The sequence below is a fragment of the Pseudacidovorax sp. NFM-22 genome, assembly GCF_021401245.1.
Taxonomy (GTDB): domain Bacteria; phylum Pseudomonadota; class Gammaproteobacteria; order Burkholderiales; family Burkholderiaceae_C; genus Xenophilus.
Genome location: NZ_JACBFY010000008.1, coordinates 1 through 25907, shown reverse-complemented (window position 1 = coordinate 25907; position 25907 = coordinate 1). Strand labels below are relative to the sequence as shown.

Sequence of the window (25907 nt, the reverse complement as noted above, 5' to 3'; positions counted from 1 at the left end):
CATGACCCCGAACGCACCCTCCTGGCTGCTCCCGCGCAGCACAGCCCCCGACCGCACGGCGAGCTACCTCAGCGTGCAGGACGCCGGCAAGACCTACGACGGCCGCAGCGGCGCCGTGCAGGCCGTCGCGCATGCCGACTTCGACATCGACGAGGGCGACTTCGTCAGCCTGGTCGGCCCGAGCGGCTGCGGCAAGAGCACGCTGATGTCCATGATCGGCGGGCTGGAAGCGCCCAGTGCCGGCCGCATCCGCGTCGGCGGCACGCCCGTGGACGGTCCGCGGCGCGACTTCGGCTACGTGTTCCAGGACGCGACCCTGCTGCCCTGGAAGAGCGTGCTAGACAACGTGCTCTTTCCCATCCGGGCGCACCGGCGTCCGGTGGCCGAGTTCCGGCCCGAAGCGGAGCGGCTGCTGCGCCTGACCGGCCTGTGGGACTTCCGCGACAAGCGCCCGGCCGAACTCTCCGGCGGCATGCGCCAGCGCGTGGCCATCTGCCGCGGCCTCATCCACGACCCGCGGCTGCTGCTGATGGACGAGCCCTTCTCGGCCCTGGACGCCATCACCCGCGACGACATGAACCTGGCGCTGGCCCGCCTGTGGGACCAGCAGCAGCGCCGCACCGCCGTCTTCATCACCCACAGCATCCGCGAGGCCGTGCTGCTGTCCGACCGGGTGCTGGTGATGAACGCGCGGCCCTCGCGCATCGTGGCCGACATCCGCGTGCCGCTCGCGCGGCCACGGCATGCAGGGCTGCAGGAAGACCCGGTGTTCAACCAGATCTGCGCCTTCGTGCGCGACAGGATCCACGAGGGCCATGGCGAGCGCCAGGCCTGAGGCCGTGGCGCTCGCGCCAGCCGCAGAGAGCCCGCTGGCCCGCCTGGTGCGCGAGCGCCTGGGCACCGCGGGTGCACGGCCGACCACCGACGACATCGTGCATGTGCTGCACCAGGCCATCGTGCGCGGCCTGCTGGCGCCCGGGCGCGCACTGCGCCAGGACGAGCTGGCCGCCCTGTTCCACGTCAGCAAGATCCCGGTGCGGGAGGCACTGCGCACGCTCGAAGCGCAGGGCTTCGTCGAACTGCAGCTCAACCGCGGCGCCCTCGTCAAGGCGCCGACCCTGGCGCAGTTGCGCGACGCCTTCGAGCTGCGGCTGATGATCGAGCCGCACCTCATGCGCACGGCGGCGGCAGGGCTCACACCCACGATGCTGGACCAGGCCGAGTCGCTGATCCGGGACATGGACGTAGCCACGGACGCCTGGCGCTTCAGCGACTGCAACAGCCGCTTCCACGAACTGCTCTATGCGCCGGCCGAGCTGCCACTGTCGCGCAACATCCTGGCCATGCTGCAGGGGCACATCCAGCGCATGTCCTTCATGCAGCTGTCCCTGGCCGGCTTCAACCGCAGCTCCAACGAGGACCACCGCGTCATCGTGGCGGCCTGCCGCCGCGACGACGCCGAAGGCGCCGCCCGGGCCGTGGCCGCGCATGTGCAGAGCGTGCGCGACATCGTGCTGGGGCTCTACCTTCGCCATCACGCCGAAGAGGGCTGAAGCCGTGGGCGCCTGGCCGCTCCTACACTCGGCGCCCCATGAACGCCGCCACGCCGCCCGCCCTGCCCCAGGTCCGCGAACTCTTCGCGCGGATGCAGCGCCGGGCGGCCGAAGCGGGCGTGCCGCTGCGCCCACCGCCGCCCGAGCCCACCACCTGCTGCGGCCGCGGCTGCAACGGCTGCGTGTGGGACGGCTTCTATGCCGCTGCCGACTGGTGGATGGAAGACGCGCAGGAGGCGCTCACGGCCGCGAAGGCCACAGGCAGCGATCAGCGCAGGTAGGCCTGCACCAGCGACACCCAGTAGCTCGCCGTGCTGGGCAGGATCTCGTCGTTGAAGTCGTAGCCCGTGTTGTGCACCATGCACCCCGGCCCGTTGCCCGGCGTGCCGTCGCCGTTCCCCACGATGAAGTAGCAGCCTGGCACTGCATTGAGCATGAAGGCGAAGTCGTCGCTGGCCTGCAGCGGCGCCATGTCCGCGATCAGCGCCCGCTCGCCCATGGTCTGCAGTGCCACCTCGCGGGCGAACGCGGCGGCTCCGGCATCGTTGACGCAGGGCGGCATCTTCCACTGATAGTCGACCTTGGCGGTGGCACCGTGCACCGCCGCCTGTGCGGGCGCCATGGCCGTGATGCGGTCGCGCAGCAGCGCCCGCACCTCGGGCCGCCGCGCGCGGATGGTGAGCTTGAGCTCGGCCGTGTTGGGAATCACGTTGGGTGCCTGCCCCGCGTGCACCGAACCCACGGTGACCACCGCCATGTCGTTCGGGTCCACCTCGCGCGAGACCAGCGTCTGCAGCGCCAGGATGAGGTGCGCCGCCACGACCACCGGGTCCACCGTGGTGTGCGGCATGGCGCCATGGCCGCCCTTGCCCTCGATGGTGATGACGGCCGTGTCGGACGAGCTGTAGATCGGCCCCGCCAGGAATCCAAAGCGCCCGGCCGGAAAGCCCGGCTCGTTGTGGTACGCATAGACGGCGTCGCAGGGAAAGCGTTCGAACAGGCCTTCCTCGACCATGCGCCTGGCGCCCATCAGGCCTTCCTCGGCAGGCTGGAAGATGAGGTTGAGCGTGCCCTCGAAAGCCCGGCTCGCGGCCAGCACCTGCGCCGCCGCCAGCAGCGTGGCGGTGTGGCCGTCGTGGCCGCAGGCATGCATGCGTCCGGGCTGGCGGCTGGCCCAGGGCAGGCCGGTGGTCTCGGTCATGGGCAGCGCATCCATGTCGGCACGCAGGCCCAGGCGCTTGCCACCCGCACCCACCGTCAGCGTGCCCACCACGCCGGTACCGCCCAGGCCGCGGTGCACGGTGTAGCCCCAGCGCGCGAGGCGCTCGGCCACCAGTGCGCTGGTCTGCTCTTCCTCGTAGCCCAGCTCGGGGTTGGCATGGATCTGCCGGCGCAGGCCCACCATGTCGTCGAGGTGGGCGGCGATGCCGGGATGGATGGGGACGTCGATCATGCGAAGGGTCTTGCAGTTGCCATGCCACACGGCGACGGGCAGGCGCCGGTCAGCCGAAGGCGCGCATTCTGCGCCGCTGCGCCAGCCCCCGGCAAATGGCCCTGAACTTGCTATAAACAGTGCCCTCCCGGCCTGCCCAGAACCCACAACACCATGGCACCCTCCGACCTCCTTCCTTCCCTCACCCGCCGCCAGCTCGGCCTGGGCGCCATCGCCCTGGCCGGCGGGCTGGCCGCGGGTCCGCGCGCCTGGGCCGCCACCGGCAAGGGCACGGCCGTGCTGGGCATCGATGCCGATCCACCCACGCTCAACCTGGGCACCACCACCGACTTCGCGGCCGGCGACGTGTCGGCCAAGATCCTCGAAGGGCTGGTCTGGCTGGACCAGCAATACAACCCGCAGCCCTCGCTGGCCACGGCCTGGACCGTCTCGCCCGACGGCAAGACCTACCGCTTCACGCTGCGCAAGGGCGTCAAGTGGCACGACGGCCGCGACTTCAGCAGCGCCGACGTGCGCTTCTCGCTGACCGAGATCGTGGGCAAGCTGCATCCGCGTGCGGCGCCGGTGTTCAAGAACCTGGGCGTGGAGGTCGAGGCACCCGATGCCTCCACCGTCGTCATCAAGCTGCAGAAGCCCTATGCGCCCTTCCTGTCGCAGATGACGGTGTTCGACGCACCCATCCTGCCCAGGCACCTGTACGAGAACGGCAACGTCGGCACCAACCCCGCCAACCAGAAGCCGGTGGGCACGGGCCCCTTCAAGTTCAGCGAATGGAAGCGCGGCTCCACCCTGACGCTGGTGCGCAACGACCAGTACTGGGACGCCGGCAAGCCCTACCTGCAGAGCCTGATCTTCCAGGTCATTCCGCAGGCGGCCAACCGCGTGCCGGCGCTGCAGACGGGCGAGATCGACGGGCTGCTGGACTTCTATACGCCCAAGCCCGAGGTGCCGCGCATCCTGGCCGACAAGGGCCTGTCCACGCGCCGCGGCGTCAACATCCCGGCCATCTACTTCCTGATGTTCAACACGCAGTCGCCGCTGCTGTCGAAGGTGGAGGCACGCCATGCGCTGGCCTTCGCCATCGACCGGCCGCGGCTGGTCAAGCAGGTGATGAACGGCATCGCCCGGCCGGGCGCCGGCGCCTTCGGCGACGGCTTCAAGTGGCTGATGAACGACGAGGTGGGCTACGACCGCAAGTACCCGCTCAACCCGGCCAAGGCCAAGGCCCTGCTCGACAAGCTGGGCGTCAAGCCCGGCACGACCACGCTGCGCATGCCCTTCGACGCCGGCCGCGCACAGATGCGGGCGCAGGCCCAGATCATCCAGGACAACCTGCGCCAGATCGGCCTGGAGGTGAAACTGGAGCCCCTGGAGCGCTCGGTGTACTACGACCGCGTGTTCGCCAAGCGCGACTTCGACATGACGCTGGCCTCGTACTTCTCGGCCGGCGACCCGGCTATCGGCTACACGCGGCTGTACACCACCTACACCGGCACGGCGCCCAACACCAACGCCAGCGGCTATTCCAACCCCAAGGTGGATGCGCTGCTGGCCGAGGCCGCCACCTCGGTGGACCGCGCCCAGCGTGCCCGCGACTACCAGGCGCTGCAGGTGATCCTGAACGAGGACCTGCCCTCGCTGGTGCTGTTCGACGAGGAGACGGTGGACACCGCCTCGAAGAAGCTCAGCGGCGTCTTCCCCGCGCTGGACGCCCGCGACCAGTGGGCCGGCGTGCGCCGCGCCGACTGAGCGCGGCCCGCCAGCCCGATGGGACGCTTCATCCTGCGCCGCCTGCTGCAGGCGGTGCCGCTGCTGCTCGCGGTGGTGGTGCTCAACTTCCTGCTGATCGCCTTCACGCCCGGCGACCCGATCACGCTGCTGGTCGGCGACTTTCCGGCGCCGCCCGAATACCTTGCGCAGATGCGCCACGACTACGGCCTGGACAAGCCCGTGTGGATGCAGCTGCTGCACTACCTGGGCAAGGTGCTGCAGGGCGATTTCGGCTATTCCTTCGCCAACCAGCAGCCGGTGGCCAGCCTGATCCTGGAGCGGCTGGGCGCCACGCTAGAGCTCACGCTCACCGCGCTGGGACTCGCCAGCGTGCTGGGCGTCGCCTTCGGCGTGCTGGCGGCCCGGGCGCGCGGCGGGCCGGCCGATTCCGTGGTCCAGGCCGCATCGTCGGCCGGTTATGCGGTGCCGGACTTCTGGCTCGGCCAGTTGCTGATCCTGGCCTTCGCCATCGGGCTGGGCTGGCTGCCTTCGCAGGGCTACAACCCGGTGCGCGGCGTGGCGCCGGGCTGGGAAGGCTTCGTGCAGCACCTGCGCTACCTGCTGCTGCCGGCCCTGGCGCTGTCGATGCGCTACCTCACGCTCATCACCCGCATCACGCGCGCCTCGATGCTGGAGGTGATGAATGCCGACTACATCCTGGCCGCCCGCGCCCGCGGCAGTGCCGAATGGCAGGTGGTGCTGGGCCATGCGCTGCGCAACGCGGCGGCGCCGGTGCTCACCGTGATTGGCTACAACCTCGGCTTCGTGCTGGCCGGCTCGGCGCTGATCGAGGCCGTGTTCGCCTGGCCGGGCATTGGCCGCCTGCTCTACGAATCCATCGCCAAGCGCGACTATCCGGTGATGCTGGCGATCCTGCTGATGGTGTCGGTGACGGTGGTGCTGGCCAACCTGCTGACGGACATCCTGCATCGCCTGCTGGACCCGCGCCTGGAACGCACCTGAGATGAAGCAGCTCGACCGAAGCGCGGCCTCGAGCCTCTCTCCCCTCGCGGGAGAGGGGTTGGGGAGAGGGGGTGTGCCCATGCCCGCAGCCTCGCGCTATGCCAGCGCCGCCGCCCCCTCTCCCCCGCCCTCTCCCGCGAGGGGAGAGGGAGCAATGCCGTGCTCTTGCGCTGTCATGGCGAGACGACGATGACCTCCTCCTCTTCTCCTTCCTTGCCGCTGGCGAACGAGCCCGCGGTGGGCACGGCCTTCCAGCATGCCGGCTTCTGGCGCCGGCTGCTGCGCCGGCCCGGCAGCCGGCTCGCACTCGCCTGGCTGGTGCTGCTGCTGGCCACGGCGATCCTGGCGCCCTGGGTGGGCCGGGTCGATCCGCTCTCGGGCGGCGGCGATGCGCTGCTCCCCCCACTGTCCGCCGGCCACTGGCTGGGCACCGACGACCTGGGCCGCGACGTCTGGGCGCGGGTGGTGCACGGCTCGCGCATCTCGCTGATCGTGGGCGTGGCCAGCGCGCTGCTCGCGGTGGCCGTCGGCGTCGTCGTGGGCGCGCTGGCCGGCTACTTCGGCGGGCTGCTGGATGCGGTGCTCATGCGCACGGCCGAGTTCTTTCAGACCCTGCCGCGCTTCGTGGTGGCGCTGATCGTCATCGCGCTCTACGGCACCAGCGTCGCCAAGATGGTGATGGTGATCGCCGCGCTCTCGTGGCCGCAACTGGCGCGCGTGGTGCGGGCGTCGGTGGCGAGCCTGCGGCAGTCGCAGTTCGTGGAGGCGGCGCGCGTGGCGGGCATGGGCCATGGCGGCATCATCCTGCGCGAGATCCTGCCCAACGTGGCCGCGCCCATCATCGTGCTCGGCTCGCTGGACATCGCCATGGCCATCCTGATCGAGGCCAGCCTGAGCTTCTTCGGCCTGGGCGATCCGAACCTCGTCTCCTGGGGCACCATGCTCAACGAGGCCCAGCAGTACCTGCGCGATGCGTGGTGGATGTCGGTCTTCCCGGGCCTGGCCATTGCGCTCACCGTGCTCGGCTTCAACCTGATGGGCGACGCCCTGAACGATGCGCTCAATCCGCGCGGGGAGTCCTTCCGATGAATGGCACATCCTCCTCCGCGATGTTCGGCAGCGATCCGCAAAGCGCGTCGGCCGAGCCGCCACTGCTCGACGTGCGCGGCCTGTCGGTCGACGTGGGCCGCGGTACGCAGGCGCTGCGCGTGGTGCGCGATGTGAGCTTCACCGTGCGCCGCGGCGAGGCCGTGGGCCTGGTGGGCGAGTCCGGCTCGGGCAAGTCGATGACGGCCTTCGCGCTGATGAACCTCTTTCCCTCGCCGCTGGCCCGCGTGGCCGGGGGCGAGGTGCGGCTGCAGGGCCGCGACCTGCGTGGCCTGGACGCGGAATCGCTGCGGCAGGTGCGCGGCGCGGGCATCGGCATGGTCTTCCAGGACCCGACCAGCTACCTCGACCCGCTGATCCCCGTCGGCCGCCAGATCGCCGAGCCGCTGCGCGCCCACGGCCGCACCGACGGGCTCGACGCCCGCGTGCGCGAGCTGATCGAGCTGATGGAGTTGCCCCAGCCTGCACAGACCGCGCGCAAGTACCCGCACGAGCTGTCGGGCGGCCAGCGCCAGCGCATCCTGATCGCGGCGGCACTGGCCATGCGGCCCGCCCTGCTGATCGCCGACGAGCCCACCACCGCGCTCGACGTGACGGTGCAGGCTGGCATCCTGCAACTGCTGGCGCGGCTGCGGCGCGAGCTGGACCTGGGCATCCTGCTCATCACCCACGACCTGGGCGTGGTGGCCGAGACCTGCCAGCGCGTCAACGTGATGTACGCTGGCGAGATCGTCGAGCAGGAGGCCGTCGGCCCGCTGTTCGCCGCACCGCGCCACCCCTACACGCAGGGGCTGCTGGGCAGCATCCTGACGCCGCGCTCGCGGGCGCATTCGCTGTTCTCCATTCCGGGCGCGGTGCCCATCGCCGGGCGCTGGCCGACGGGCTGCCGCTTCCATCCGCGCTGCCCCATCGCGCGCCCCGGTCTGTGCGACGTGCAACCGCCGGCGCTGCTGGGCAGCGGCATGGGCGAAGGCGCGGACCGCTGCCACCTGAGTGCCGAGCGTGGCAGCGCCAATGCGTGGCGCTCGGTGGAGGCTGGCGCATGAGCATCCGCACGACCGCGCCGAGCCGCGCTCCTGCTGCAAGCCATGCAGAGGGTTCTCCGATAGCCGGCGTGCAGATGCCTGTGGACGCATCCATCGCACCATCACCTGCCGACGCCCAGCGCGCTGCCAGCACTGCGCCGCTGCTCGAAGCCCGCGACGTCGGCCGCAGCTTCGCCCAGCGCGGCACCGGCGGCCTGTGGCGCGCGCGCCAGACCCAGCTGGCGGTCGATGGCGTCTCGATGCAGATCCACCCCGGTGAGGTGGTGGCCCTGGTCGGCGAAAGCGGCAGCGGCAAGACCACGCTGGGTCGCATGCTGCTGGGCCTCACGGCGCCCAGCAGCGGCCAGGTGCTGTTCCGCGGCGAAGACGTGGCGCAGCTGCGCGGCGCCGCCTGGCAGCGCTTCCGCCGCGAGGTTCAAGTCGTCTTCCAGGACACCGGCGGCTCGCTCAACCCGCGCCACACAATCGGCCAGAGCGTGGCCCTGCCGCTGCGCCACAACCGCGGACTCGACGCGGCTGCGAGCGCCCGCGAGGTGGATGCACTGCTGGAGCAGGTCGGCCTGCCGCCCGCGCACTTCCGCCACCGGCTGCCGCACGAGCTGTCGGGCGGTCAGCGCCAGCGCGTGGGCATCGCCCGCGCCCTGGCCTCCCAGCCGGCCGTGATCGTGGCGGACGAACCAGTCTCGGCGCTGGACGTCTCCATCCGTGCGCAGATCCTGCGGTTGATGGCCGAGCTGCAGCGCGCGCGCGGCCTGGCCTACCTGTTCATCACGCATGACCTGGGCGTGGTCCGCGCCCTGGCTGACCGCGTGCTGGTCATGACAGGCGGCCGCGTGGTCGAAAGCGGCAGCGCCGACGAGGTGCTGGAGCGGCCGCAGCATGCGTACACCCAGCGGCTGCTGGCGGCGACACCGGTGCCGGATCCGGGCCGGCTGTCGATGGGGGGAGCGAGCACGACGCAGCGCTTGGACGCATAGCATCTGCACTACACTGCGGACATGCTGAAAAACGCACAACTGCCGCCCGTGCGCGTCACGGCCGACGTGAGGCAACAGATCGAGAACGTGCTGCTCGAAGGCGAAAGCCTGTCGCAGTTCGTCGAGCGCGCCGCTGTCGATGCGGCGCGGCGCCGCCAGGCCCAACAGGAATTCATCGCCCGGGGGCGCGCTTCGTTGGCCCGCGCGCGAGAAACGGGCGAACTCCATGACGCCGACGAAGCGCTGGAAGCCATGCGCAGCCGCATGGCAGCTCGCCTTTCAAAGGCGAAGGCCGCCGGCAAGAAACCGACTCCCCGCTGATGGGCTACACGGTCCGGTTGACGCCGGAAGCGCTCGAAGACCTCCAGCGCCTGGAAGACTTCCTGGTCGACGCGGCCTTGAAGCACGGCGACTTCGACCTTCCCGGGCGCGCCATGGATGCCATCCAGCAGGAGTTCGCCATCCTGCGGCGCAATCCCTTCACGTGCCGCATCGCCTTCGACGATCGGCTCGAACGTGAGCTGGTCATTCCGTTCGGCGGCTCGGGCTATGTGGCCCTGTTCCAGATCGAAAGCGACCGCGAAGTCGTGGTCACCGCCCTGCGCCACCAGCGCGAGGACGACTACCTCTGAGCTTCACGCCACCGTCAGCGCATCGAACTCGCGCGTGAACGCTGCCCGCCAGTCGCGGCGCGTACTGTCGTCGATCCAGGCCGCGTCCAGGCCATTGAGCATGAAGCCACGCAGGTCCTCGCGCGTGAAGCCGAAGTCGCTCACCATCTTGCGCCAGGCCTGCGTGGGCGTGACCAGGTGCAACGTCGGGTCGTCGGTGTTGGGATGGATGCGCAGGCCGAGGCCCGGCATGCGGCGGATGGGGTGGTCCAGCGCCCAGCGCTCGGGCGGCAGGGTGCGCAGGTAGTAGGAATTGGTCGGCACCACGGTGAAGACGATGCCGCGCTCGGCGCACTCGCGCGCGAAGTCGGGCGCATCGACGATGGTGTAGCCGTGGTCGATGCGGTCCACCTTCAGCAGATCGACCGCGGTGCGCACGTTGGTCCAGGGCATGCCGAACTCGCCGGCGTGGGCCGTGGTCTTGAGCCCGGCCTCGCGCGCCAGCGCATAGGCGGGTGCGAACCATTCGGGCGGGTGGTCGATCTCGCTGTAGTCGATGCCGATGCCCACCACCTCGTCCACGCGGTGCGCACGCACCCACTCGACCATCTCCACCGCGGCCTCGGGCGAGGCCTCGCGGTCGATGGCGGGGATCAGCCGGCCCACGATGCCGTGGTCCGCCTGGGCGTCATGGATGGCGCACACGATGGCGGCCAGCGCCTGCGGATAGGCGATGCCCGACTTCTGCGCGGTGCCCGTGGGGTTCCAGAAGAACTCGGCATAGCGCACGGTGTGGGCGGCGGCGTCCTGCAGGTATTCGTAGGTCAGCCGGTGCAGGTCGTCAGGCGAGCGGATGAGCTGCGCGTCCAGCGTGCGCAGGGCCTTGAGCACACCGACCGGCTTCTCGCCGCGGATGTAGAAGGCGTCGATCTCGGGTTGGGTGATGGCCGCCTGCGCGCGCCGCGCCAGGTCGCTGAAGGTGGCGTGGCGCACGGTGCCCAGCAGGTGGCAATGCAGTTCCACCTTGGGCAGGGCGTGGCAGAAGTCGGTGAGCGCGTCGGTCATCGGGGCATCGTAGTGCGGGGCGCCTCGGTGAGCGTGATGCGCAGCGCCCGACCGAGCGCAGGGCTCGGGCTCAGACCGCGGCGGCGGCCAGGGCGTCCAGCACCACGCGCCGCACGCGCGCCTCGTCGGCGATGTGGGCCACCCGCGCATTGGCCGTGGCCTTGCGCGGCACGCGCCACTCCACCACGGTCATGCCGCGGGTGTGGCGGCCCTCGCACTCGGCCACCACATGGGCCGGGCGCCACTGCATGCAGTCGGCGTCCACCAGCGCCGCAGCGGCCGTGGGGTCGTACAGCGACATGGGCAGGCGGCCGTCGGGGCTGGCGATGCGCACATAGCCCAGCAGCAGGTCGCCCAGCAGCCGGCCGCGCGGCGTACCCAGATCACGCAGGCGCTGCGCATCGTCGGCATGCACGCGCACCTGGCGGCAGGCATCCAGGCCCACCATCTCCAGCGGCACGCCGGCATCGAGCACGACGTTGATGGCCTCCGGGTCCACCGCGGCATTGAACTCGGCCGCGGCCGTGTGGTTGCCCGGGCCGGCGCTGCCGCCCATCCAGACCAGCCGGCCGATGCGCGGTGCCAGCGTGGCGTCGCGCTGCAACAGCGTGGCGATGTTGGTGAGCGGGCCCAGGGCCAGCACGGTGGCCGGCGCGTCGGCCTGGCGCAGCCAGGCGGCCAGGGCATCGACCGCAGGCAGCGCATCGAGCACCGCGCGCGCAGGCGGCAGTTGCTCGCCAGCCGAGGCCATCGCGTCGTCGCCCAGGATGTTCTGCGCCGTGACCAGCGTGCCCACAAGCGGCGCCGCGCAGCCCGCATGGATCGGCATGCGCCAGCCGAAGCAGTGCGCCGCGCGCAGGGCGTTGTCCGTCACCACCGGCAGCGGCGCATTGCCGGCCACCAGGGAGAGTCCGTCGATGGTCCAGGCCGGCTGCTGCGCCACCGTGATCACGGCGGCCAGGTCGTCGAAACCGAGGTCGGTGTCGATCCAGACGTGGTTCATGCCGCAGTTCAACCCAGCTTGAGATGCCGCCGCTGGTCGTAGCTGGGCTGCGGGCCCAGGCCTTGCAGGTGCGCCGTCTCGGCCCAGCCGACGATGACCAGCGCCTCGGGCCTCGCCGGGTCGTCGATGCGGATGCGGTTGATGCCGGCATTGGGAATGTCGCTCTGCCGCGGCCCGTCCAGGCCCAGGCCGTGCACCGTGCGCCAGACCATGTCGAGCACGCCGCCATGCGTGACCACCAGCACCGGGCCCTCCGTGTACTGCGCGGCGATGTCGGCCAGAGCCTGTATCGCGCGGGCATGGAACTGCCGCGTGCTCTCGCCGCCCGGCAGCGAGCGGTCGGCCTCGAAGCGCAGCCAGCCGTCCCAGGCTTCGGGATGCTTCTCGCGGATCTCCTCGGCCCGCAGGCCCTCGCCCACGCCGAAGGACTGCTCGCGCAGCGTGACCGTGGTGCGCACCGGCAGGCCCAGCTGCTGCGCCGCGGGCGCCGCCGTCTGCTGGGTGCGCAGCAGGTCGCTGCAGACGATGTGGCGCACCGGCTCGTGCGCCAGGGCCAGGCCCAGGCGCCGCGCCTGCTCGTGGCCGGTGTCGTTGAGGGGAACGTCGATGTGGCCCTGGAAGCGCAATTCGCGGTTCCAGTCCGTCTCGCCATGGCGGATGAGGATCAGGTCGGTGGGCATGCGCCGGCCATTGTCCATGGCGGGCCGGCCCTGTTCCTGTCAAGCCAGAGGCAGAGCCAGGGGCAAGGCCCCCACCGGCATGCGAGGAGCGGGTGTGAACACCGACAGCAGCGCACCCAGCACCAGCGAGGCCACGATGGCGCACAGCGCGAACACCACTGTGTAGACCAGCGCCTTGTCCGCCGGGCATTTCATGAGCACCGGCACGCCGGTGTAGAAGAGATAGACCGAATAGAGGCCCACCAGCGCCCCCAGCACCGCAAGCGAGGGCAGCAGGCCGAAGATGCCGCCCACGAAGCCGGCGGTGCTGGCATAGGCCACCAGCTTGAGGGCCTGGATCGGGCTGCGCTGCCCGCCGAAGCTGGGCGCCAGCGCGTCCACGATCAGCGCCAGCACATAGACCATCACCAGCGACAGCCCATAGCTCACGACCGCCTGCACCAGCCCCGTCACGATGGGCAGCCGGAAGCTGACGCCAAACGCGCCGGCCCCGATGATCGACAGGCCGATGAAGCCGGCAATGGCCGGGATCGCCGCCAGGATCAGCACGTACTCGCGGTAGAGCGTGGCCGCGTCGGTGGATTCGGCCTCGATCTCGGGCCAAGTGTGCTTGGGGCGCAGCAGGATGTCCTGCACGCGTTGGACCAGGTTCATGGAAAGGGGCTCCGGCGTTGGATCGACGCGCAGTCTAGGCAGCCAGCACCGCGCTGGCTGCTGGCCGTGCAGCCTATGCCGATGGCGCACCGCGCGACGGCCGCTGCAACAATGGCCGCATGTCCGACACCGCCCTGCCCCGCCTCGTCTTCCTGCCCGGCCTTGCCTGCGACGAACGCCTGTGGGAGGCACAGATGCCGGCCATGCCGGCCGCGCTGCGCCCCCGTGTGGCCGACGTCAGCCGCCACCACGACACCATCGAAGCCATGGCCGCCGCGCTGCTGGCGCAGGAGGACGGCCCGCTGCTGCTGGCCGGTGCCTCCATGGGCGGCATGGTGGCCATGGAGGCCGCACGCCAGGCGCCCGGGCGCATCGCCGGCTTGGCGCTGCTCGGCACCTCGCCCCTGCCGGAAACGCCGGAGATGCATGCGCTGCGCAGCGCCGCCATCGAGGAGTTCGCCGCCGGCCGCGCCGAGGCGGTGATCCGCGCCAACGTGGCCTTCGCCTTCCATCCGACGAATGCCACGGACCCGGCCCTGGTGCAGCGCTACCTGGCCATGGTGCTGGATGCCGGCGCCGAACAGCTGATCCGCCAGAACCGCGCCGTCATGGCGCGGCCCGATGCGCGGCTGCACCTGGGCGACCTGCGCTGCCCCGTGCTGCTGATGTGCGGCGAGGCCGACCGTCTCACACCGCCCGACTGCACGCACGCGATGGCGGCGCTGATCCCGCAGGCCGAGGTGGTGTGGCTGGCCGAGGCAGGCCACATGCTCACCATGGAAGCGCCGGAGGCGGTGAACGCGGCGCTGCTGCGCTGGCTGGCGCCCTTCCTGCGCTGATCACCCTGCACGTCGCGCGCCCGACGAAGCAGCGCCCGTCTCCGGCGTCAGCCTCGCCGCACGCCGCCGGACGTATGCTCGGCCTCCCGTCCGCTGCCGAGGTCGCCCATGAGAAACCTCTGTTCCTGGTCTTCGGAAAGCCTGCCCGAGCCCCAGCGGCTGCGCGGCTGGCGCGATGCGCTGCATGCCACCGTGCTGGAGATGGACGCCGTGCCGCTGCAACGCGACGGCTTCTTCGGCAGCATCGAGCGCTGTGCCCTGCAGCGCATCCTGCCGCACCAGGCGCGCGGCACGCCACAGAAGATCGTGCGCGGCGCGGCCGACATCGCACGCAGCCAGCACAACGCCTACTACCTGCTCTCCCAGCCGCGCCTGCCCTGGCGCGCCGCCCAGGCCGGCCACATGGCCCTGCTGCAGCCGGGCGATGCGGTGCTGATCGACTCGCGCGAGCCCTATGCCTTCGACTTCGGCGCAGGGCTGGACGACCTGTCCATCGAGCTGCCCATCGACTGGGTGGCCCACTGGGTGGCCGACCCGGCCCGGCTCATCGGCCGGCCGCTGCGCGCCGACGCCGGCTGGGGCCTGGCGCTGCGCGGCGTCAAGGAGGCGCTGGTGCCCCGGGCCTTGCGCCAACAGCCGGCCGACCATGACGCCTTGATCGAGGCCCAGCTCGGCGGCCTGCTCTCGCTGCTGGGCGATGCGCACGCGCCGGCGCAGCCCGAGCCGGCCGATGCGCAGGCCCGCATCCTCGGCGTGCTGCGCGCGCGCTTCATGCAACCCGGGCTGACGGCCGCCGAGGTCGCCACCGAAGCGGGCGTGTCGCTGCGCGCCCTGCACCGCGCCATGGCGGCCGGGGGCCGCGGCTTCCTGCCCACGCTGATGGCGCTGCGCGTGGAGGCCGCCGCCGGCATGCTGGTGCAACCACGCCTGCGCCACCTGGGCGTGGCCGAGATCGGCCGGCGATGCGGCTTTGCCGATGCCTCGCACTTCGCACGGCAGTTCCTGCGCCAGCGCGGCATCGCGCCCGCCGCCTTCCGCGCCCAGGCCCTGCGCTAGGCGCTTGCGCGCTGGCACGCAGCGGCCAGCCGGTTGGCGCGATACGGCGAGCCGCCGGCGCCCCGGCTTCCTAGACTTTTTTCCGGCAGGCCGCCCGCGCGGCCGCCGCGCCCGCGTGCGTACGCCGGCGGGTGCGCTTCCAACGACACAGGAGACAGACATGACCCTCAAGACGACCCTCGACACGATCCTGGCCGAAGGCGTGGCCAGCGGCCAGGCCCCCGGCGTGGTGGCCCTCGTGGCCGACCGCGACGGCCTGCGCTACGAAGGCGCCGCCGGCGAGCGCCAGCTCGGCAGCGGCGTCGCCATGACGCCCGACACCGTGCTCTGGATCGCCTCCATGACCAAGGCCATCACCTCGGTGGCGGCCGTGCAGTGCGTGGAGCGCGGCCTGCTCGACCTGGACGCGCCCGCTGCCCGCGTGGTGCCCGCCATCGGCGAACTGGGCGTGCTGACCGGCTTCGACGCCGAGGGCCGGCCGACCACCCGGCCGCCCAGGCGGCCGATCACGCTGCGCCACCTGCTCTCGCACAGTTCCGGCTGCAGCTACGAGATCTGGAACCCCGACATGCAGAAGGTGCAGGCGGCGCTGGACATCCCCGGCGTCATCGGCTGCCAGCTCAAGGCCCTGAGGCTGCCGCTGGTGGCCGACCCCGGCGAGCGCTGGGAATACGGCGTGGGCATCGACTGGGCCGGCCGCATGGTCGAGGCCGTCAGCGGCCTGACGCTGGGCAAGTTCATGCGCCAGAACCTCTGGGAGCCGCTGGGCATGGCGAGCACCGGCTTCCGCATCACGCCCGACATGCGCCAGCGCCTGGCCGGCGTGCATCTGCGCGGCGAGGACGGCGCCTTCGCGCCCTTCCCCTTCGAGATCGCGCAGGAGCCCGAATTCCACATGGGCGGCGGCGGGCTCTACAGCACCATGGGCGACTACGCGCGCTTCATGCGCATGGTGCTCAACCTGGGCCAGCTCGACGGCGAGCGCGTGCTGCGGCCCGAGACGGTGACCACGCACCTGTCGCTCAACCAGATCGGCAATGCGCGCGTGAGCCTGCTCAAGGCGGCCATCCCGCTCACGGCCGATGCGGAGTTCTTTCCCGGCATCACCAAGCGCTGGAGCCTGGCCTTCCAGATCAACGAGCAACCGGCGCCCACCGGCCGGCCCGCCGGCAGCCTGTCGTGGGCGGGCCTGGCCAACAGCTTCTTCTGGATCGATCCGCAGACCGGCATCGCCGGGCTGCTAGCCACGCAGACCTTCCCTTTCGCGGATGCGCGGGTGATGGAGCTGCTCTACCGCTTCGAGAAGGGCGTGTACGACACGCTGGGCTGAGCGCCTGCGCTGCCTGCCCGGCGCCAAGGGCGAAAGCGAGCGTCAGCCCGCGAAGGGCACGACGCCGATGCCCTCGGCGGCCAGCCGCTCGCGGATGCGGCGCGCGAAGGCCAGCGCATGGGCGCCGTCGCCGTGCAGGCACACGCTCTGCGCATTGACCGGCACCACGCTGCCGTCGATGGCGGTGACCTTCCGGTCGCGCACCAGCGACAGCGTCTGCGCGAGCGACTGCTCTTCGCTCTCGATCAGCGCGCCCGGCTGGCTGCGCGGCACCAGGCTGCCGTCGGGCATGTAGCCGCGGTCGGCGAAGACCTCTTCGACCGGCGTCAGGCCGGCGGCGCGAGCCGCGTCGATCATGCCGCTGCCGGCCAGGCCGAAGAACTTGAGCGACGGGTCGAAGCGGCGCACCGCCTCGCACAGCGCCGCGGCCAGCTCGGGTTCCTTCACGGCCTGGTTGTAGAGCATGCCGTGCGGCTTGACGTGGGCCAGGCGCCCGCCTTCGGCACGCACGATCGCGTCCAGCGCGCCGATCTGGTAGAGCATGTCGGCCACGATCTGCGCTGGCGGCAGCTGCATGGCGCTGCGGCCGAAGTTCTCGCGGTCCGGAAAGCTGGGATGCGCGCCGATGGCGACGCCCTTGGCCAGCGCCCAGCGCACGCACTGCTGCATGGTCAGCGCGTCGCCGGCATGCCAGCCGCAGGCGATGTTGGCCGAACTCACCAGGCCCAGCAGGGCTTCGTCGTTGCCGGCGCCTTCGCCGAGGTCGGCATTCAGGTCGATCTGCATGGTTCCTTGCTCCAGGAAGAGAGTCAGAGGCGTACCGGCGGCGCCGCCGGCCAGCCGAGCGCGGCGAGGCCGCGGTCGATGTCGTGGCGCCAGCGTTCGAGCGCCTGCCAGGCCCGCGCCGCCGCGGCGGCGTCGACCTCGACCATGCGCAGCCGGCTGCCCAGCGGCGCCTGCGCCAGCTTCCACAGGTCGGCGCGGACCACCACGCCGATGCGCGGATAGCCGCCGGTGGTCTGGGCATCGCCCATCAGCACGATGGGCTGGCCCGAGGGCGGGACCTGGATGGTGCCGGGCACCACGCCGGCGGAGAGCATGTCGGCCTCCTGCTCGCGCCGCAGCGGCGGGCCGTCGAGCCGGCTGCCCATGCGGTTGCTCTGCGGCGTGATGCGCCAGGCGGCCTGCCAGAACTGCGCGCGCGCCGCTGCGCCGAACTGCGCGTATTCGGGGCCGGGCATCACGCGCAGCGGCCACACACCGTCTTCGGGCGGCAGCGCGCAGACCGGCTCGTCGGCGCCCTCGTCGCGCCAGGGGTCGAGCAGGTGGATGCCGAAGGCGCGCCGCGCGCGCTGTGCCTCGGCCAGCGCCGACACGCCCAGCGCCAGCCGGTCGCCCTTCTTCAGCGCGCGGCCGTCCAGCCCGCCGAAGCCGGCCTTGAGGTCGGTGCTGCGCGAGCCCAGGACCTGCGGCACGTCGATGCCGCCCGCCACGGCCAGCCAGCTGCGCACGCCGGCCTTGCCCGCCTGCGCATTGACGCCGCCCAGCACCAGGCGCGCGCCCGCCTGCACGGGCACGCTCCAGCCCGGGCGCAACGCGCGACCGTCCAGGCGGGCGCCGAAGTCGTCGCCCATCAGTGCGATGCGCGTCGGCGCCTCGAAACGCAACTCGGCGTTGCCCATCGTGAGTTCGAGCCCGGCGGCGCCATACGCATTGCCCACCAGCCGGTTGGCCACCGCCAGCGCCGCACGGTCCAACGCGCCGCCCGGGCAGATGCCGCGCTGGCGATGGCCCTCCCGGCCCAGGTCCTGGACCGAGGCCACCAGGCCGGGCTTGTGGACGAGGATCACAGCGTCACGCTTTCAGGCACGAAGCGCACCCGGTCGCCCGGCTGCAGCAGCGTGGGCGGCTCGGCAGCCGGGTCGAACAGCGTGAGCGCGGTGCGGCCGATCAGTTGCCAGCCGCCCGGGGAGTCGAGCGGATAGATGCCCGTCTGCGCACCGCCGATGCCCACCGAGCGCGCCGGCACCGCGGTGCGCGGCTCGCGGCGGCGCGGCGTGTGCAACTCTGGCGCCAGACCGCCCATGAAGGCGAAGCCGGGCAAGAAGCCCAGCAGGTAGACCACGTACTCGCCGGCCGCATGGCGGCGCACCACCTCGGCCGGAGACAAACCCGTGTGACGGGCGACGTCGCCCAGGTCGGGGCCGTGCTCGCCGCCATAGGCGACCGGAATCTCCACGACGCGGCCGGCGCCCGGGGCCTCGACGGCGAGCGCGGGCCATGCGGTGAGCACGCGCAACTCCAGCTCGTCGGCATCGACCTGCTGCGGATCGAACAGCAGGGTGAGGTTGTTCATGCCCGGGAGCACTTCCTGCACCTCGGGCCACGCGGCGGCCTCGCGCGCCAGGGCCCAGATGCGTTGCTGCGCCGGCAGCGTGGCAGGCGGCGGCAGCTCGCACAGCAGGGCGGCGTCGCCCAAGGCGTGGAGGCGGGGAAGGGCCGGCGCGTTCATGCCGCGCGAAGGACGGCGGGCGAGTCCGGAACGTGCACGGGTCCGCCCATCGGCCTCATTCGCGGCCCAGGCTGCGCACCTTGGCGGCCAGCCGCTCCTGCACATGCGGCGAGACGAACTTGTCCACCTCGCCGCCGAGCATGGCGATCTCGCGCACGAAGGTGCTGGAGATGAACTGGTACTTGTCGCTGGGCGTGAGGAAGACGGTCTCGACCTCGGGCATGAGCGAGCGGTTCATGCCGGCCAGCTGGAATTCGTAATCGAAGTCGGTCACGGCGCGCAGGCCGCGCACCATGGCCTTGCCGCCGCGCTCGACCACGAAGTCGCGCAGCAGGCCCGAGAAGCTCTCGACCGTCACGCGGTCGCCGAAGGGCTCGGCCACGGCGCGGGCCATCTCGATGCGCTCGGCCAGCGAGAACAGCGCCTTCTTGTGGTGTCCGGCCGCGACGGCCACGATCACCTTCGGAAACAGCTGCGTGGCACGGCGGACCACGTCCTCATGGCCAAGCGTCATGGGGTCGAAGGTGCCGGGGTAGACGGCTATCACATCGGTCGTCATCTCTTCCTCCTGGGTCGGGGGCCGGGGGTTGTCTCGGCGCGCATTATGTACGCCACGCTGCACTGCACCATATCGCGCCCGGGTCGCGCGGACGCGCCTCAGGTCGCGGGCGCCAGGGGCTTGAGCAGGTGCGCATGCACAGCGCCTGCCTTGAGGTGGCGGAAGACGGCCAGCCCGTAAGGCGCAAGGCGCTCGTCGGTCCAGACCTGGTCGGCCTCCAGATAGACCACGCCGTCGGGCTGCAGCGCTGCCGCCGCGGCCTTGAGTGCGCGCTCGTACAGCGCCGCCTGTTCGAAGGGCGGGTCGAGGAAGATGGCATGCCAGTGGCGCGGGCTGCTGCGCTCCAGCCAGGCGGCGCCATCGCCACGCTGCACCTGCACGGCATCGGCCTGCAGCTTGTCGCGCGTGGCCTTCATCTGCTGCAGCAGCGCGGCATCCTGCTCGCAGACCAGCACCTCGGCCGCACCGCGCGAGGCCGCCTCGAAGCCGAGCGCGCCGGTGCCGGCGAAGACGTCGATGCAGCGCCAGCCCGGCAGCTCGCCGCCGCTGGCACCCGCCAGGCTGGCCAGCCAGTTGAAGAGGGTCTCGCGGACCCGGTCGGGCGTGGGGCGCAGACCGGGCCGATCGGCGACGGGCAGCCGCGTGCGGCGCCACGCGCCGCCGATGATGCGGACTTCGTGGGGCCGGCCCGCACCGGCCTTCGTGGAGGACTTGCTTCGGTTCATCGGGCCGAGCTTAACGGCGCACATGACCCGGACCGAAGACGCCGGGGCGCCGATGCGCCCCGCCGTGCTCAGCGCGCTTTCTCCGTGCCGCCCACGATGACCGTCACCATGCGCTGCGGCTGCAGCTTGCGCTGGAAGGCGGCGCGCACGTCCTCGACGGTGACGGCGTTCACGCGTTCGCGCCAGGTGTCGAGGTAATCCAGGGGCAGGTCGTTCCACGCGATGTTGGCCACGTTGCCCAGCAGCTTGCGGTTGCTGTCCAGCAGCAGGGGAAAGCCGCCGATCAGGTTGTCCTTGGCGGCCTGCAGTTCGGCCGCCGTCGGCCCGTCGGCGACGAACTTCGCCAGCACCTCGCGCGCCACGGCCACGGCCTGCTCGGCCTGCTCGGGCCGCGTCTGGAAGCCGATGCGGAAGGCGCCCGCATGCAGCCCGGGCGAGAAGCCGCTGTAGACGCTGTAGGCCAGCCCGCGCTTCTCGCGCACCGCCTCGGTCAGGCGCGAGACGAAGCCCCCGCCGCCCAGGATGTAGTTGCCCAACGTGAGCGCGAAGTGGTCGGCATCGGCCCGGCGATAGCCCGGCTGGCCGATCCACACATGAACCTGCGCGGCGTCGAAGGGGATGCGCTCCAGCCGGGCCTCGGCCAGGGGCGGCACCTCGGGCACGGCGGCGAGCGCCGGGCAGCCCTGCTGCGGCAGTCGAGACAGCAGCTGCGTCGCCAGGCGTTCGGCGCCAGGCCGGTCGATGGCCCCCACCACGCTCACCTTCGCCCGGCAGGGCCGCACGAGCTCGGCATGGAAGCGCCGCATGTCCTCGATGCCGATGGCCGCCAAGGTCGCCTGGGTCATCTCCTGGCCGTAGGGATGGCCACCGTAGACATCGCGCGCAAAGGCGCGTCCGGCGACGCTGGCCGGCCGGGTGTCGGCCTCGCGCAGGCCGGCGGCGATGCGCTCGCGTTCACGGCGCCAGACCTCGTCGGGGAAGGCCGGCTCGCCGATCTCGCGCGAGGCCAGGGCCGCCGCGCGGGCCAGCAGGGCCGGATCGGCCAGGCTGCGCAGGCTGAAGCTCATGCGGTCGGCGCTGGCGCCGACGTCGAACTCGGCGCCCAGGTCGGCCCAGGCTTCGCCCAGCTGGTTCTCGTCCAGCGCGGGTTCGCTGCCGCTGGCCCGCACGCCCTTCTCGGCCATGCCGGCCGTGGCGCCCGCCAGGCCGGACTGGGCGGCGGGGTCGCGCCGGCTGCCGGCGTCGACGTCGATCTGCACATCGACGATGGGCAGGGCCGGGGTGCGCGCCAGGTAGACCTGCGCGCCGTTGGCCAGGCGCCAATGTTCGATCGCCACGCCCGCCTGGGCCAGGCCGGCGGCGCCGGCCAGCACGGCCAGCAGGGCGGTGCGGCGACAGCGCCGCATCAGGACAAGAGCGCGCTTCATCGGATCTCTCCCACCGGGCCGAAGGGGCTGCGCGGCCGTTTGGCCGCCGACGACATGGGCTGCGGCCGCAGCGTGGCGACGGTCAGTTGGTCGTCCCCGAAATAGCGGCCGGCGACGGCCTGCACCTGGGCCGGCGTCACGGCCAGCAGCCTGGCGAGCATGCGGGCATCGGCGTCGAGCGGCAGGCCCTGCACCCACTGGCTGCCCAGCTCGCGCGCCTGGGCCATGACCGAGTCGCGCTTGTAGGTTTCGCTGGCGACCCACTGCGTCTTCACGCGGGCGAGTTCGGCCTCGGAGACGCCTTCCTGGGCGATGCGCGCCACCTGGGCACGCAAGGCCGCCTCGACGGCCTCGGTGGTTTTGCCGGCCGCCGGAACGCCGGTCAGGTAGAAGAGCTGCGGCCCGCGGCCGTAGAGGCCGTAGCCGGCGCTCACGCCGTCGGCCACGCGCTCGGGGCCGCGCACCAGTGCACGGTCCAGCCGCGAGCCGTTGTAGCCGTCCAGCACTGCCGCCAGCACAAGGAGGGCCCAGGCATCGGAGTCCTGGTCCAACGAGTCCAGCTGCGGCACACGGAAGGCCAGCGACACATAGGCCTGCTCGGCGGGTGCCTTGAACTCGATGCGCCGGATGCCGCGCTGCGGCAGCTCGGTGTAGGGTTTGCGTATCGGCACGGCGCGCGCCGGGATGCGGCCGTAGTAGCGCTCGGCCATGGCCCGCACCTTCTGCGGGTCGACATCGCCGGCCACCACGACGGCGGCGTTGTCGGGCACGTACCAGCGGCGGTAGAAGGCACGCACGTCGTCGGGCGTCATGGCCGACAGGTCGCTCATCCAGCCGACCACCGGCCGCCGGTAGGGCGAAGCGTCGAAGATGGCGGCGTTCTGCTGCTCGCCCAGCAGTGCGCGGGGCTGGTCTTCGGTGCGCATGCGGCGTTCTTCCTTCACCACCTCGATCTCGCGCTTGAATTCGTCGTCCGGCCACTGGTTGCTGGCAAAACGGTCCGCCTCCAGGCGCATGGCCTCTTCCAGCCGTTCGACGGGGATCTGCTGGTAGTAACCGGTGTAGTCGCGGGTGGTGAAGGCGTTCTCCCGCCCGCCCAGCGCCGCCACGCGGCGCGAGAACTCGCCCGGCTTGAGCTGGGCCGAGCCCTTGAACATCATGTGCTCGACCACGTGCGCGACACCGCTGGTGCCGTCCAGCTCGTCGACGGAGCCGACACGCACCCACAGCATCTGCACGGCGGTGGGGGCGCGGTGGTCGGGCTGCACGATCAGCGTCATGCCGTTGGCCAGCCGGAACTGCTGGGGCGGCTGGGCCGCCGAAGGCAATGCGGAGGGGGTGAGGGGCGCCCCTTCGGCGGGGGGCTGCTGGGCATGGACGGGCACCGCCTGTACAAGGCAGGCCGCCAGCAGGGCCGCAGCAAGGGGCCGGCGGCTCGGCGGGGGGTGTTTCATAGAATGGCTCGGATTCTAAAAAGCGCCTGGATGTTCAGTTTTTTCAAGAAAAAGCCGCCGGCGGAGCCTGCGGCGCCGGCCGGCTCCCCGCCCTCCCCTGCACCTGCGCCGGCCCCTGAAGCCGGCGGCGGGCGCTCGGTGTTCTCGCCGTCGAGCTGGTTCGGAAACAAGCCGAGCGCGCCGACCCCGGGGCCTTCGCCGCTGCCTCCCGCCGCGGCACCGGTGGCGCCCGCGCCGGCACCGGCCCCGGTTGCTCCGGCATCGCCCGGCCCGTCGGTCGCACCGCAGCCCCCGGCCCCAACACCCAGCCCGGCGCCGACGCCTGCGGTGCCCCCCGTCGTGCCGCCGGCCCAGACGCCCGCTCCTGCCGGCCGCGACATCCCGTCGGTTGCCCCGGCACCGGTGACGCCACCGACCCCACCGGCTCCCACAGCGCCGCCCGCCAGTGTCGCCACGCCCGCCCCCGTGCCGGTCGCCCCGCCGACGCCCGTGGTGCGGCCGGCGCCGCCCGTCGCTGCCGAGCCGGCGCCCGAGCCCTCGCGGCAGGGCTGGCTCAACCGCCTTCGCACAGGGCTCAAGAAGACCGGCAGCGGCATCCAGGCCGTGTTCGTCAATGCCCAGATCGACGACGAGCTCTACGAACAGCTGGAAGAAGCGCTGCTGATGGCCGACACCGGCATCCCAGCGGCCGAGCACATCCTGCAGGACCTGAAGGACCGCGTGTGGCGCCACAGCGCCACCACGCCGCAGGCCGTGCGCGCCCTGCTGGTGGACGCCGTGGCCGAGGTGCTCAAGCCGCTGGAAAAGCCGCTGGAGATCGGCCGACACACGCCCACCGTGATCATGGTCGCGGGCGTCAACGGCGCGGGCAAGACCACCTCCATCGGCAAGCTCACCAAGCACCTGGCCAACGAAGGCTGCACGGTGCTGCTGGCCGCGGCCGACACCTTCCGCGCCGCCGCTCGCGAGCAGCTCGCCATCTGGGCCGACCGCAACCTGGTCGAGATCGTCAGCCAGGCGGGCGGCGACCCCTCGGCCGTCGCCTTCGATGCCGTCAACGCCGGCAAGGCGCGCGGCAAGGACGTGGTGCTGGTCGACACCGCCGGCCGCCTGCCCACGCAGTTGCACCTGATGGACGAGCTCAAGAAGATCAAGCGCGTGATCGGCAAGGCCGACACCGACGCGGCCGGCGGTGTGGCCGCGCCGCACGAGGTGCTGCTGGTCATTGACGGCAACACCGGCCAGAACGCGCTGGCCCAGGTCAAGGCCTTCGACGATGCGCTGGGCCTCACCGGTCTGGTGGTCACCAAGCTCGACGGCACCGCCAAGGGCGGCGTGCTCTGCGCCATCGCCCGCTGGGGCGAGGAACGCGCCCGGACCAAGCCGGGCACGGCGCCGGTGCCGGTCTACTTCATCGGCGTGGGCGAGAAGCTCGAGGACCTCGAGACCTTCGACGCCCGCGAGTTCGCCCAGGCGCTGGTGGGCTGATTGCGCGCAGGCGCGGCGGCTCGCCATGCGCGGCCGCCGCTTCGGCGGACCGGCGCAGCTGATCGCCGGCCCGCCATGACCCCGCCCGCAGGAAAGTCCGGCTGCGTCGAACCGCCCGTCGCGCGCGGGCCGTGGGCGGGACAAGCCCCTGCCAGCAATTGGCCGTGCCGATTCCGATTGGCCCCTGGCCTCGAATTTCAATTCCGGATTGGCCGGCAATCCGTACGCAAAAGAATTGTTTTTCCACGGTTCGGTCTATTTCGTCCGAATTGAATTTCGACGTTTCGCGCAGCCTCATGGCGCCCCTGCGACCCCCGGCACGTCACCGCTTCGTTACCGCGGCCGTTACGTAACGCCCGCCGGAACATCCTGGGCGAGGACCCCGGCAGCCCCCTCAAAACGCCAAAAAATCCACACTTTTGTGCGTGCCCGTGGCCGCTTTCGCTGCGGCACACGTCTTGCCCCCTTCAGCCGCATCTTTCAACCAGACGCGTGGAGCAAGAGCGATGGCAACGACGACGACCGACACGGCCGGCAATTCCGGCACGGCCCCTGTACTCATGGCGCAGGCCTCATCCGCGGGCGTCATGGCCACGCCAATTCCGATGGGGGGGGGCACCGCCAATGCCGCCGCCGGAATTGGAACGCTGACCAGTGTTTCGCCCGGCGTGATGGTGGTGCGCGACGGCGTGGATATCCCGGCGCAGGCCAACCAGTTGCTGCAGGCCGGTGACCGGGTCCTCGTGCCGCAGGACGGCCAGGCAGGCGTGGTGTTCAACCCGACGGGGCCGAACGCCCAGCCGATCAGCGGCACCTTCGTCGGTGGCACGGACGCCACCGTGACCACCCGCGCGCTCGAAGGCGGCGGCTCCCAGCTCGATGTGGGACTTGCCTCGGGCGATCTGCAGGTCGACTCGGGCGTCGACTCCGCCGCGCTGGCCGTGAAGAAAGGCGCGCCCCCGATGGCCGGCGGCCTCGGGCTCGGCGAGTTCGCCCTGGCCGCCCTGGGCGGTGGACTGGTCTTGGGCGCACTGGCCGGCGGCGGCGACGACAACGGCACGGCCTTCCCCGTCTTCCTCACACAGCCTGGCGGCACCAACCCGCCCACGACCCCGCCTGATGACGGCGATGCTGATGCTGATGCTGATGCTGATGCTGATGCTGATGCTGATGCCGATGCCGATGCCGATGCCGATGCCGATGCCGATGCCGATGCCGATGCCGATGCCGATGCCGATGCCGATGCCGATGCCGATGCGGATGCGGATGCGGATGCGGATGCGGATGCCGATGCCGATGCCGATGCGGACGCAGACGCCGACGCCGACGCCGACGCCGACGCCGACGCCGACGCAGACGCAGACGCAGACGCAGACGCTGACGCTGACGCTGACGCTGACGCTGACGCTGACGCTGACGCTGACGCTGACGCAGACGCAGACGCCGACGCTGACGCTGACGCAGACGCAGACGCCGACGCCGATGCCGATGCCGATGCCGATGCCGATGCCGACGCCGACGCCGATGCTGACGCGGACGCGGACGCGGACGCGGACGCGGATGCGGATGCGGACGCAGATGCGGATGCGGATGCGGATGCGGATGCCGACGCAGATGCCCTGCTCGACCCCACCG

At 71.6% G+C, this 25907-nt stretch carries 26 protein-coding genes and 1 pseudogene; 15 read left to right on the top strand and 12 right to left on the bottom strand.

Going from position 1 to position 25907, the window contains the following annotated elements; all coding sequences use genetic code 11:
* Position 1 precedes the first annotated feature (1 nt).
* Genes L0984_RS24550 through L0984_RS24540 form a run of 3 tightly spaced genes read left to right on the top strand, consistent with a single transcriptional unit; the run spans position 2 to position 1834 of the window.
* Positions 2 to 835, top strand: coding sequence for an ABC transporter ATP-binding protein (locus L0984_RS24550; RefSeq protein ID WP_234196975.1), 834 nt, complete (start codon positions 2 to 4; stop codon positions 833 to 835).
* Positions 816 to 1553, top strand: a complete 738-nt coding sequence (locus L0984_RS24545) for a GntR family transcriptional regulator (protein ID WP_234196974.1) — start codon at positions 816 to 818, stop codon at positions 1551 to 1553. The genes L0984_RS24550 and L0984_RS24545 overlap by 20 nt, the downstream gene beginning before the upstream one ends.
* Before the next feature lie 38 nt (positions 1554 to 1591).
* Positions 1592 to 1834 carry an oxidoreductase-like domain-containing protein gene (locus L0984_RS24540; RefSeq protein WP_234196973.1) on the top strand — a complete coding sequence of 81 codons (243 nt, stop codon included), beginning with the start codon at positions 1592 to 1594 and terminating at the stop codon, positions 1832 to 1834.
* Here the strand turns inward: L0984_RS24540 and L0984_RS24535 are convergent.
* Entirely contained in the window at positions 1822 to 3006 is a 1185-nt protein-coding gene (locus tag L0984_RS24535) for a M20 aminoacylase family protein (protein WP_234196972.1), read from the bottom strand. The genes L0984_RS24540 and L0984_RS24535 overlap by 13 nt on opposite strands.
* Before the next feature lie 153 nt (positions 3007 to 3159).
* Between L0984_RS24535 and L0984_RS24530 the strand changes: the two genes are divergently transcribed.
* The 7 genes from L0984_RS24530 to L0984_RS24500 all read left to right on the top strand — a co-directional run bounded on the left by L0984_RS24530 (position 3160) and on the right by L0984_RS24500 (position 9501).
* The gene (locus L0984_RS24530; RefSeq protein ID WP_234196971.1) at positions 3160 to 4755 is read left to right on the top strand and encodes an ABC transporter substrate-binding protein; all 1596 of its coding nucleotides are present in this window, start codon (positions 3160 to 3162) and stop codon (positions 4753 to 4755) included.
* Between the two features lie 18 nt (positions 4756 to 4773).
* Complete coding sequence (locus L0984_RS24525; RefSeq protein WP_234196970.1) at positions 4774 to 5739, top strand: ABC transporter permease; 966 nt, start codon at positions 4774 to 4776, stop codon at positions 5737 to 5739.
* A gap of 189 nt (positions 5740 to 5928) precedes the next feature.
* Positions 5929 to 6828: an ABC transporter permease gene (locus tag L0984_RS24520; protein ID WP_234196969.1), complete on the top strand. Its 900-nt coding sequence runs from the start codon at positions 5929 to 5931 to the stop codon at positions 6826 to 6828.
* A complete protein-coding gene (locus tag L0984_RS24515) occupies positions 6825 to 7892 on the top strand; it encodes an ABC transporter ATP-binding protein (RefSeq protein WP_234196968.1) in 1068 nt (355 codons plus the stop codon). The genes L0984_RS24520 and L0984_RS24515 overlap by 4 nt, the downstream gene beginning before the upstream one ends.
* 80 nt (positions 7893 to 7972) lie before the next feature.
* The gene (locus tag L0984_RS24510) at positions 7973 to 8869 is read left to right on the top strand and encodes an ATP-binding cassette domain-containing protein (RefSeq protein ID WP_234196967.1); all 897 of its coding nucleotides are present in this window, start codon (positions 7973 to 7975) and stop codon (positions 8867 to 8869) included.
* Positions 8870 to 8890: 21 nt separating this feature from the next.
* Complete coding sequence (locus tag L0984_RS24505) at positions 8891 to 9190, top strand: YlcI/YnfO family protein (protein ID WP_255697616.1); 300 nt, start codon at positions 8891 to 8893, stop codon at positions 9188 to 9190.
* Positions 9190 to 9501: a type II toxin-antitoxin system RelE/ParE family toxin gene (locus L0984_RS24500; protein WP_234196965.1), complete on the top strand. Its 312-nt coding sequence runs from the start codon at positions 9190 to 9192 to the stop codon at positions 9499 to 9501. Before L0984_RS24505 ends, L0984_RS24500 begins: the two co-directional genes overlap by 1 nt.
* Before the next feature lie 3 nt (positions 9502 to 9504).
* On the opposite strand, the gene add is transcribed toward L0984_RS24500, so the two are convergent.
* From add to L0984_RS24480, 4 genes are all read right to left on the bottom strand, one after another.
* Positions 9505 to 10545, bottom strand: a complete 1041-nt coding sequence (gene add, locus L0984_RS24495; protein WP_234196964.1) for an adenosine deaminase — start codon at positions 10543 to 10545, stop codon at positions 9505 to 9507.
* Positions 10546 to 10615: 70 nt separating this feature from the next.
* Positions 10616 to 11548 (bottom strand): nucleoside hydrolase, encoded by a 933-nt coding sequence (locus L0984_RS24490; RefSeq protein ID WP_234196963.1) that lies wholly within the window; start codon positions 11546 to 11548, stop codon positions 10616 to 10618.
* Between the two features lie 8 nt (positions 11549 to 11556).
* Positions 11557 to 12246, bottom strand: a complete 690-nt coding sequence (locus tag L0984_RS24485) for a histidine phosphatase family protein (RefSeq protein ID WP_234196962.1) — start codon at positions 12244 to 12246, stop codon at positions 11557 to 11559.
* A 21-nt stretch (positions 12247 to 12267) separates the two neighbouring features.
* The gene (locus tag L0984_RS24480; protein ID WP_234196961.1) at positions 12268 to 12882 is read right to left on the bottom strand and encodes a Yip1 family protein; all 615 of its coding nucleotides are present in this window, start codon (positions 12880 to 12882) and stop codon (positions 12268 to 12270) included.
* Positions 12883 to 13001: 119 nt separating this feature from the next.
* On the opposite strand from L0984_RS24480, the gene L0984_RS24475 reads away from it, so the two are divergent.
* The 3 genes from L0984_RS24475 to L0984_RS24465 all read left to right on the top strand — a co-directional run bounded on the left by L0984_RS24475 (position 13002) and on the right by L0984_RS24465 (position 16107).
* Positions 13002 to 13721, top strand: a complete 720-nt coding sequence (locus L0984_RS24475) for an alpha/beta fold hydrolase (RefSeq protein ID WP_234196960.1) — start codon at positions 13002 to 13004, stop codon at positions 13719 to 13721.
* A gap of 108 nt (positions 13722 to 13829) precedes the next feature.
* The gene (locus L0984_RS24470; protein WP_234196959.1) at positions 13830 to 14777 is read left to right on the top strand and encodes a helix-turn-helix domain-containing protein; all 948 of its coding nucleotides are present in this window, start codon (positions 13830 to 13832) and stop codon (positions 14775 to 14777) included.
* Positions 14778 to 14937: 160 nt separating this feature from the next.
* Positions 14938 to 16107 (top strand): serine hydrolase domain-containing protein, encoded by a 1170-nt coding sequence (locus L0984_RS24465; RefSeq protein WP_234196958.1) that lies wholly within the window; start codon positions 14938 to 14940, stop codon positions 16105 to 16107.
* A 42-nt stretch (positions 16108 to 16149) separates the two neighbouring features.
* Here L0984_RS24465 and pxpA read toward each other — a convergent pair whose 3' ends face one another.
* From pxpA to L0984_RS24430, 7 genes are all read right to left on the bottom strand, one after another.
* Positions 16150 to 16893 (bottom strand): 5-oxoprolinase subunit PxpA, encoded by a 744-nt coding sequence (gene pxpA, locus L0984_RS24460; protein WP_234196957.1) that lies wholly within the window; start codon positions 16891 to 16893, stop codon positions 16150 to 16152.
* A 23-nt stretch (positions 16894 to 16916) separates the two neighbouring features.
* Positions 16917 to 17957, bottom strand: coding sequence for a biotin-dependent carboxyltransferase family protein (locus L0984_RS24455; protein ID WP_234196956.1), 1041 nt, complete (start codon positions 17955 to 17957; stop codon positions 16917 to 16919).
* A complete protein-coding gene (pxpB, locus tag L0984_RS24450; protein ID WP_234196955.1) occupies positions 17954 to 18619 on the bottom strand; it encodes a 5-oxoprolinase subunit PxpB in 666 nt (221 codons plus the stop codon). Before pxpB ends, L0984_RS24455 begins: the two co-directional genes overlap by 4 nt.
* A 55-nt stretch (positions 18620 to 18674) precedes the next feature.
* Entirely contained in the window at positions 18675 to 19178 is a 504-nt protein-coding gene (coaD, locus tag L0984_RS24445; protein ID WP_234196954.1) for a pantetheine-phosphate adenylyltransferase, read from the bottom strand.
* Positions 19179 to 19276: 98 nt separating this feature from the next.
* Positions 19277 to 19927, bottom strand: coding sequence for an RsmD family RNA methyltransferase (locus tag L0984_RS24440; protein WP_370646180.1), 651 nt, complete (start codon positions 19925 to 19927; stop codon positions 19277 to 19279).
* Between the two features lie 44 nt (positions 19928 to 19971).
* Positions 19972 to 21330 carry a M16 family metallopeptidase gene (locus L0984_RS24435; RefSeq protein ID WP_370646179.1) on the bottom strand — a complete coding sequence of 453 codons (1359 nt, stop codon included), beginning with the start codon at positions 21328 to 21330 and terminating at the stop codon, positions 19972 to 19974.
* Positions 21327 to 22784 carry a M16 family metallopeptidase gene (locus L0984_RS24430; RefSeq protein ID WP_234196952.1) on the bottom strand — a complete coding sequence of 486 codons (1458 nt, stop codon included), beginning with the start codon at positions 22782 to 22784 and terminating at the stop codon, positions 21327 to 21329. Before L0984_RS24430 ends, L0984_RS24435 begins: the two co-directional genes overlap by 4 nt.
* Before the next feature lie 30 nt (positions 22785 to 22814).
* Between L0984_RS24430 and ftsY the strand changes: the two genes are divergently transcribed.
* Positions 22815 to 24272: a signal recognition particle-docking protein FtsY gene (ftsY, locus tag L0984_RS24425; protein WP_234196951.1), complete on the top strand. Its 1458-nt coding sequence runs from the start codon at positions 22815 to 22817 to the stop codon at positions 24270 to 24272.
* 506 nt (positions 24273 to 24778) lie between these two features.
* Positions 24779 to 25907: pseudogene (locus L0984_RS24420) on the top strand (hypothetical protein); the annotation flags it as partial.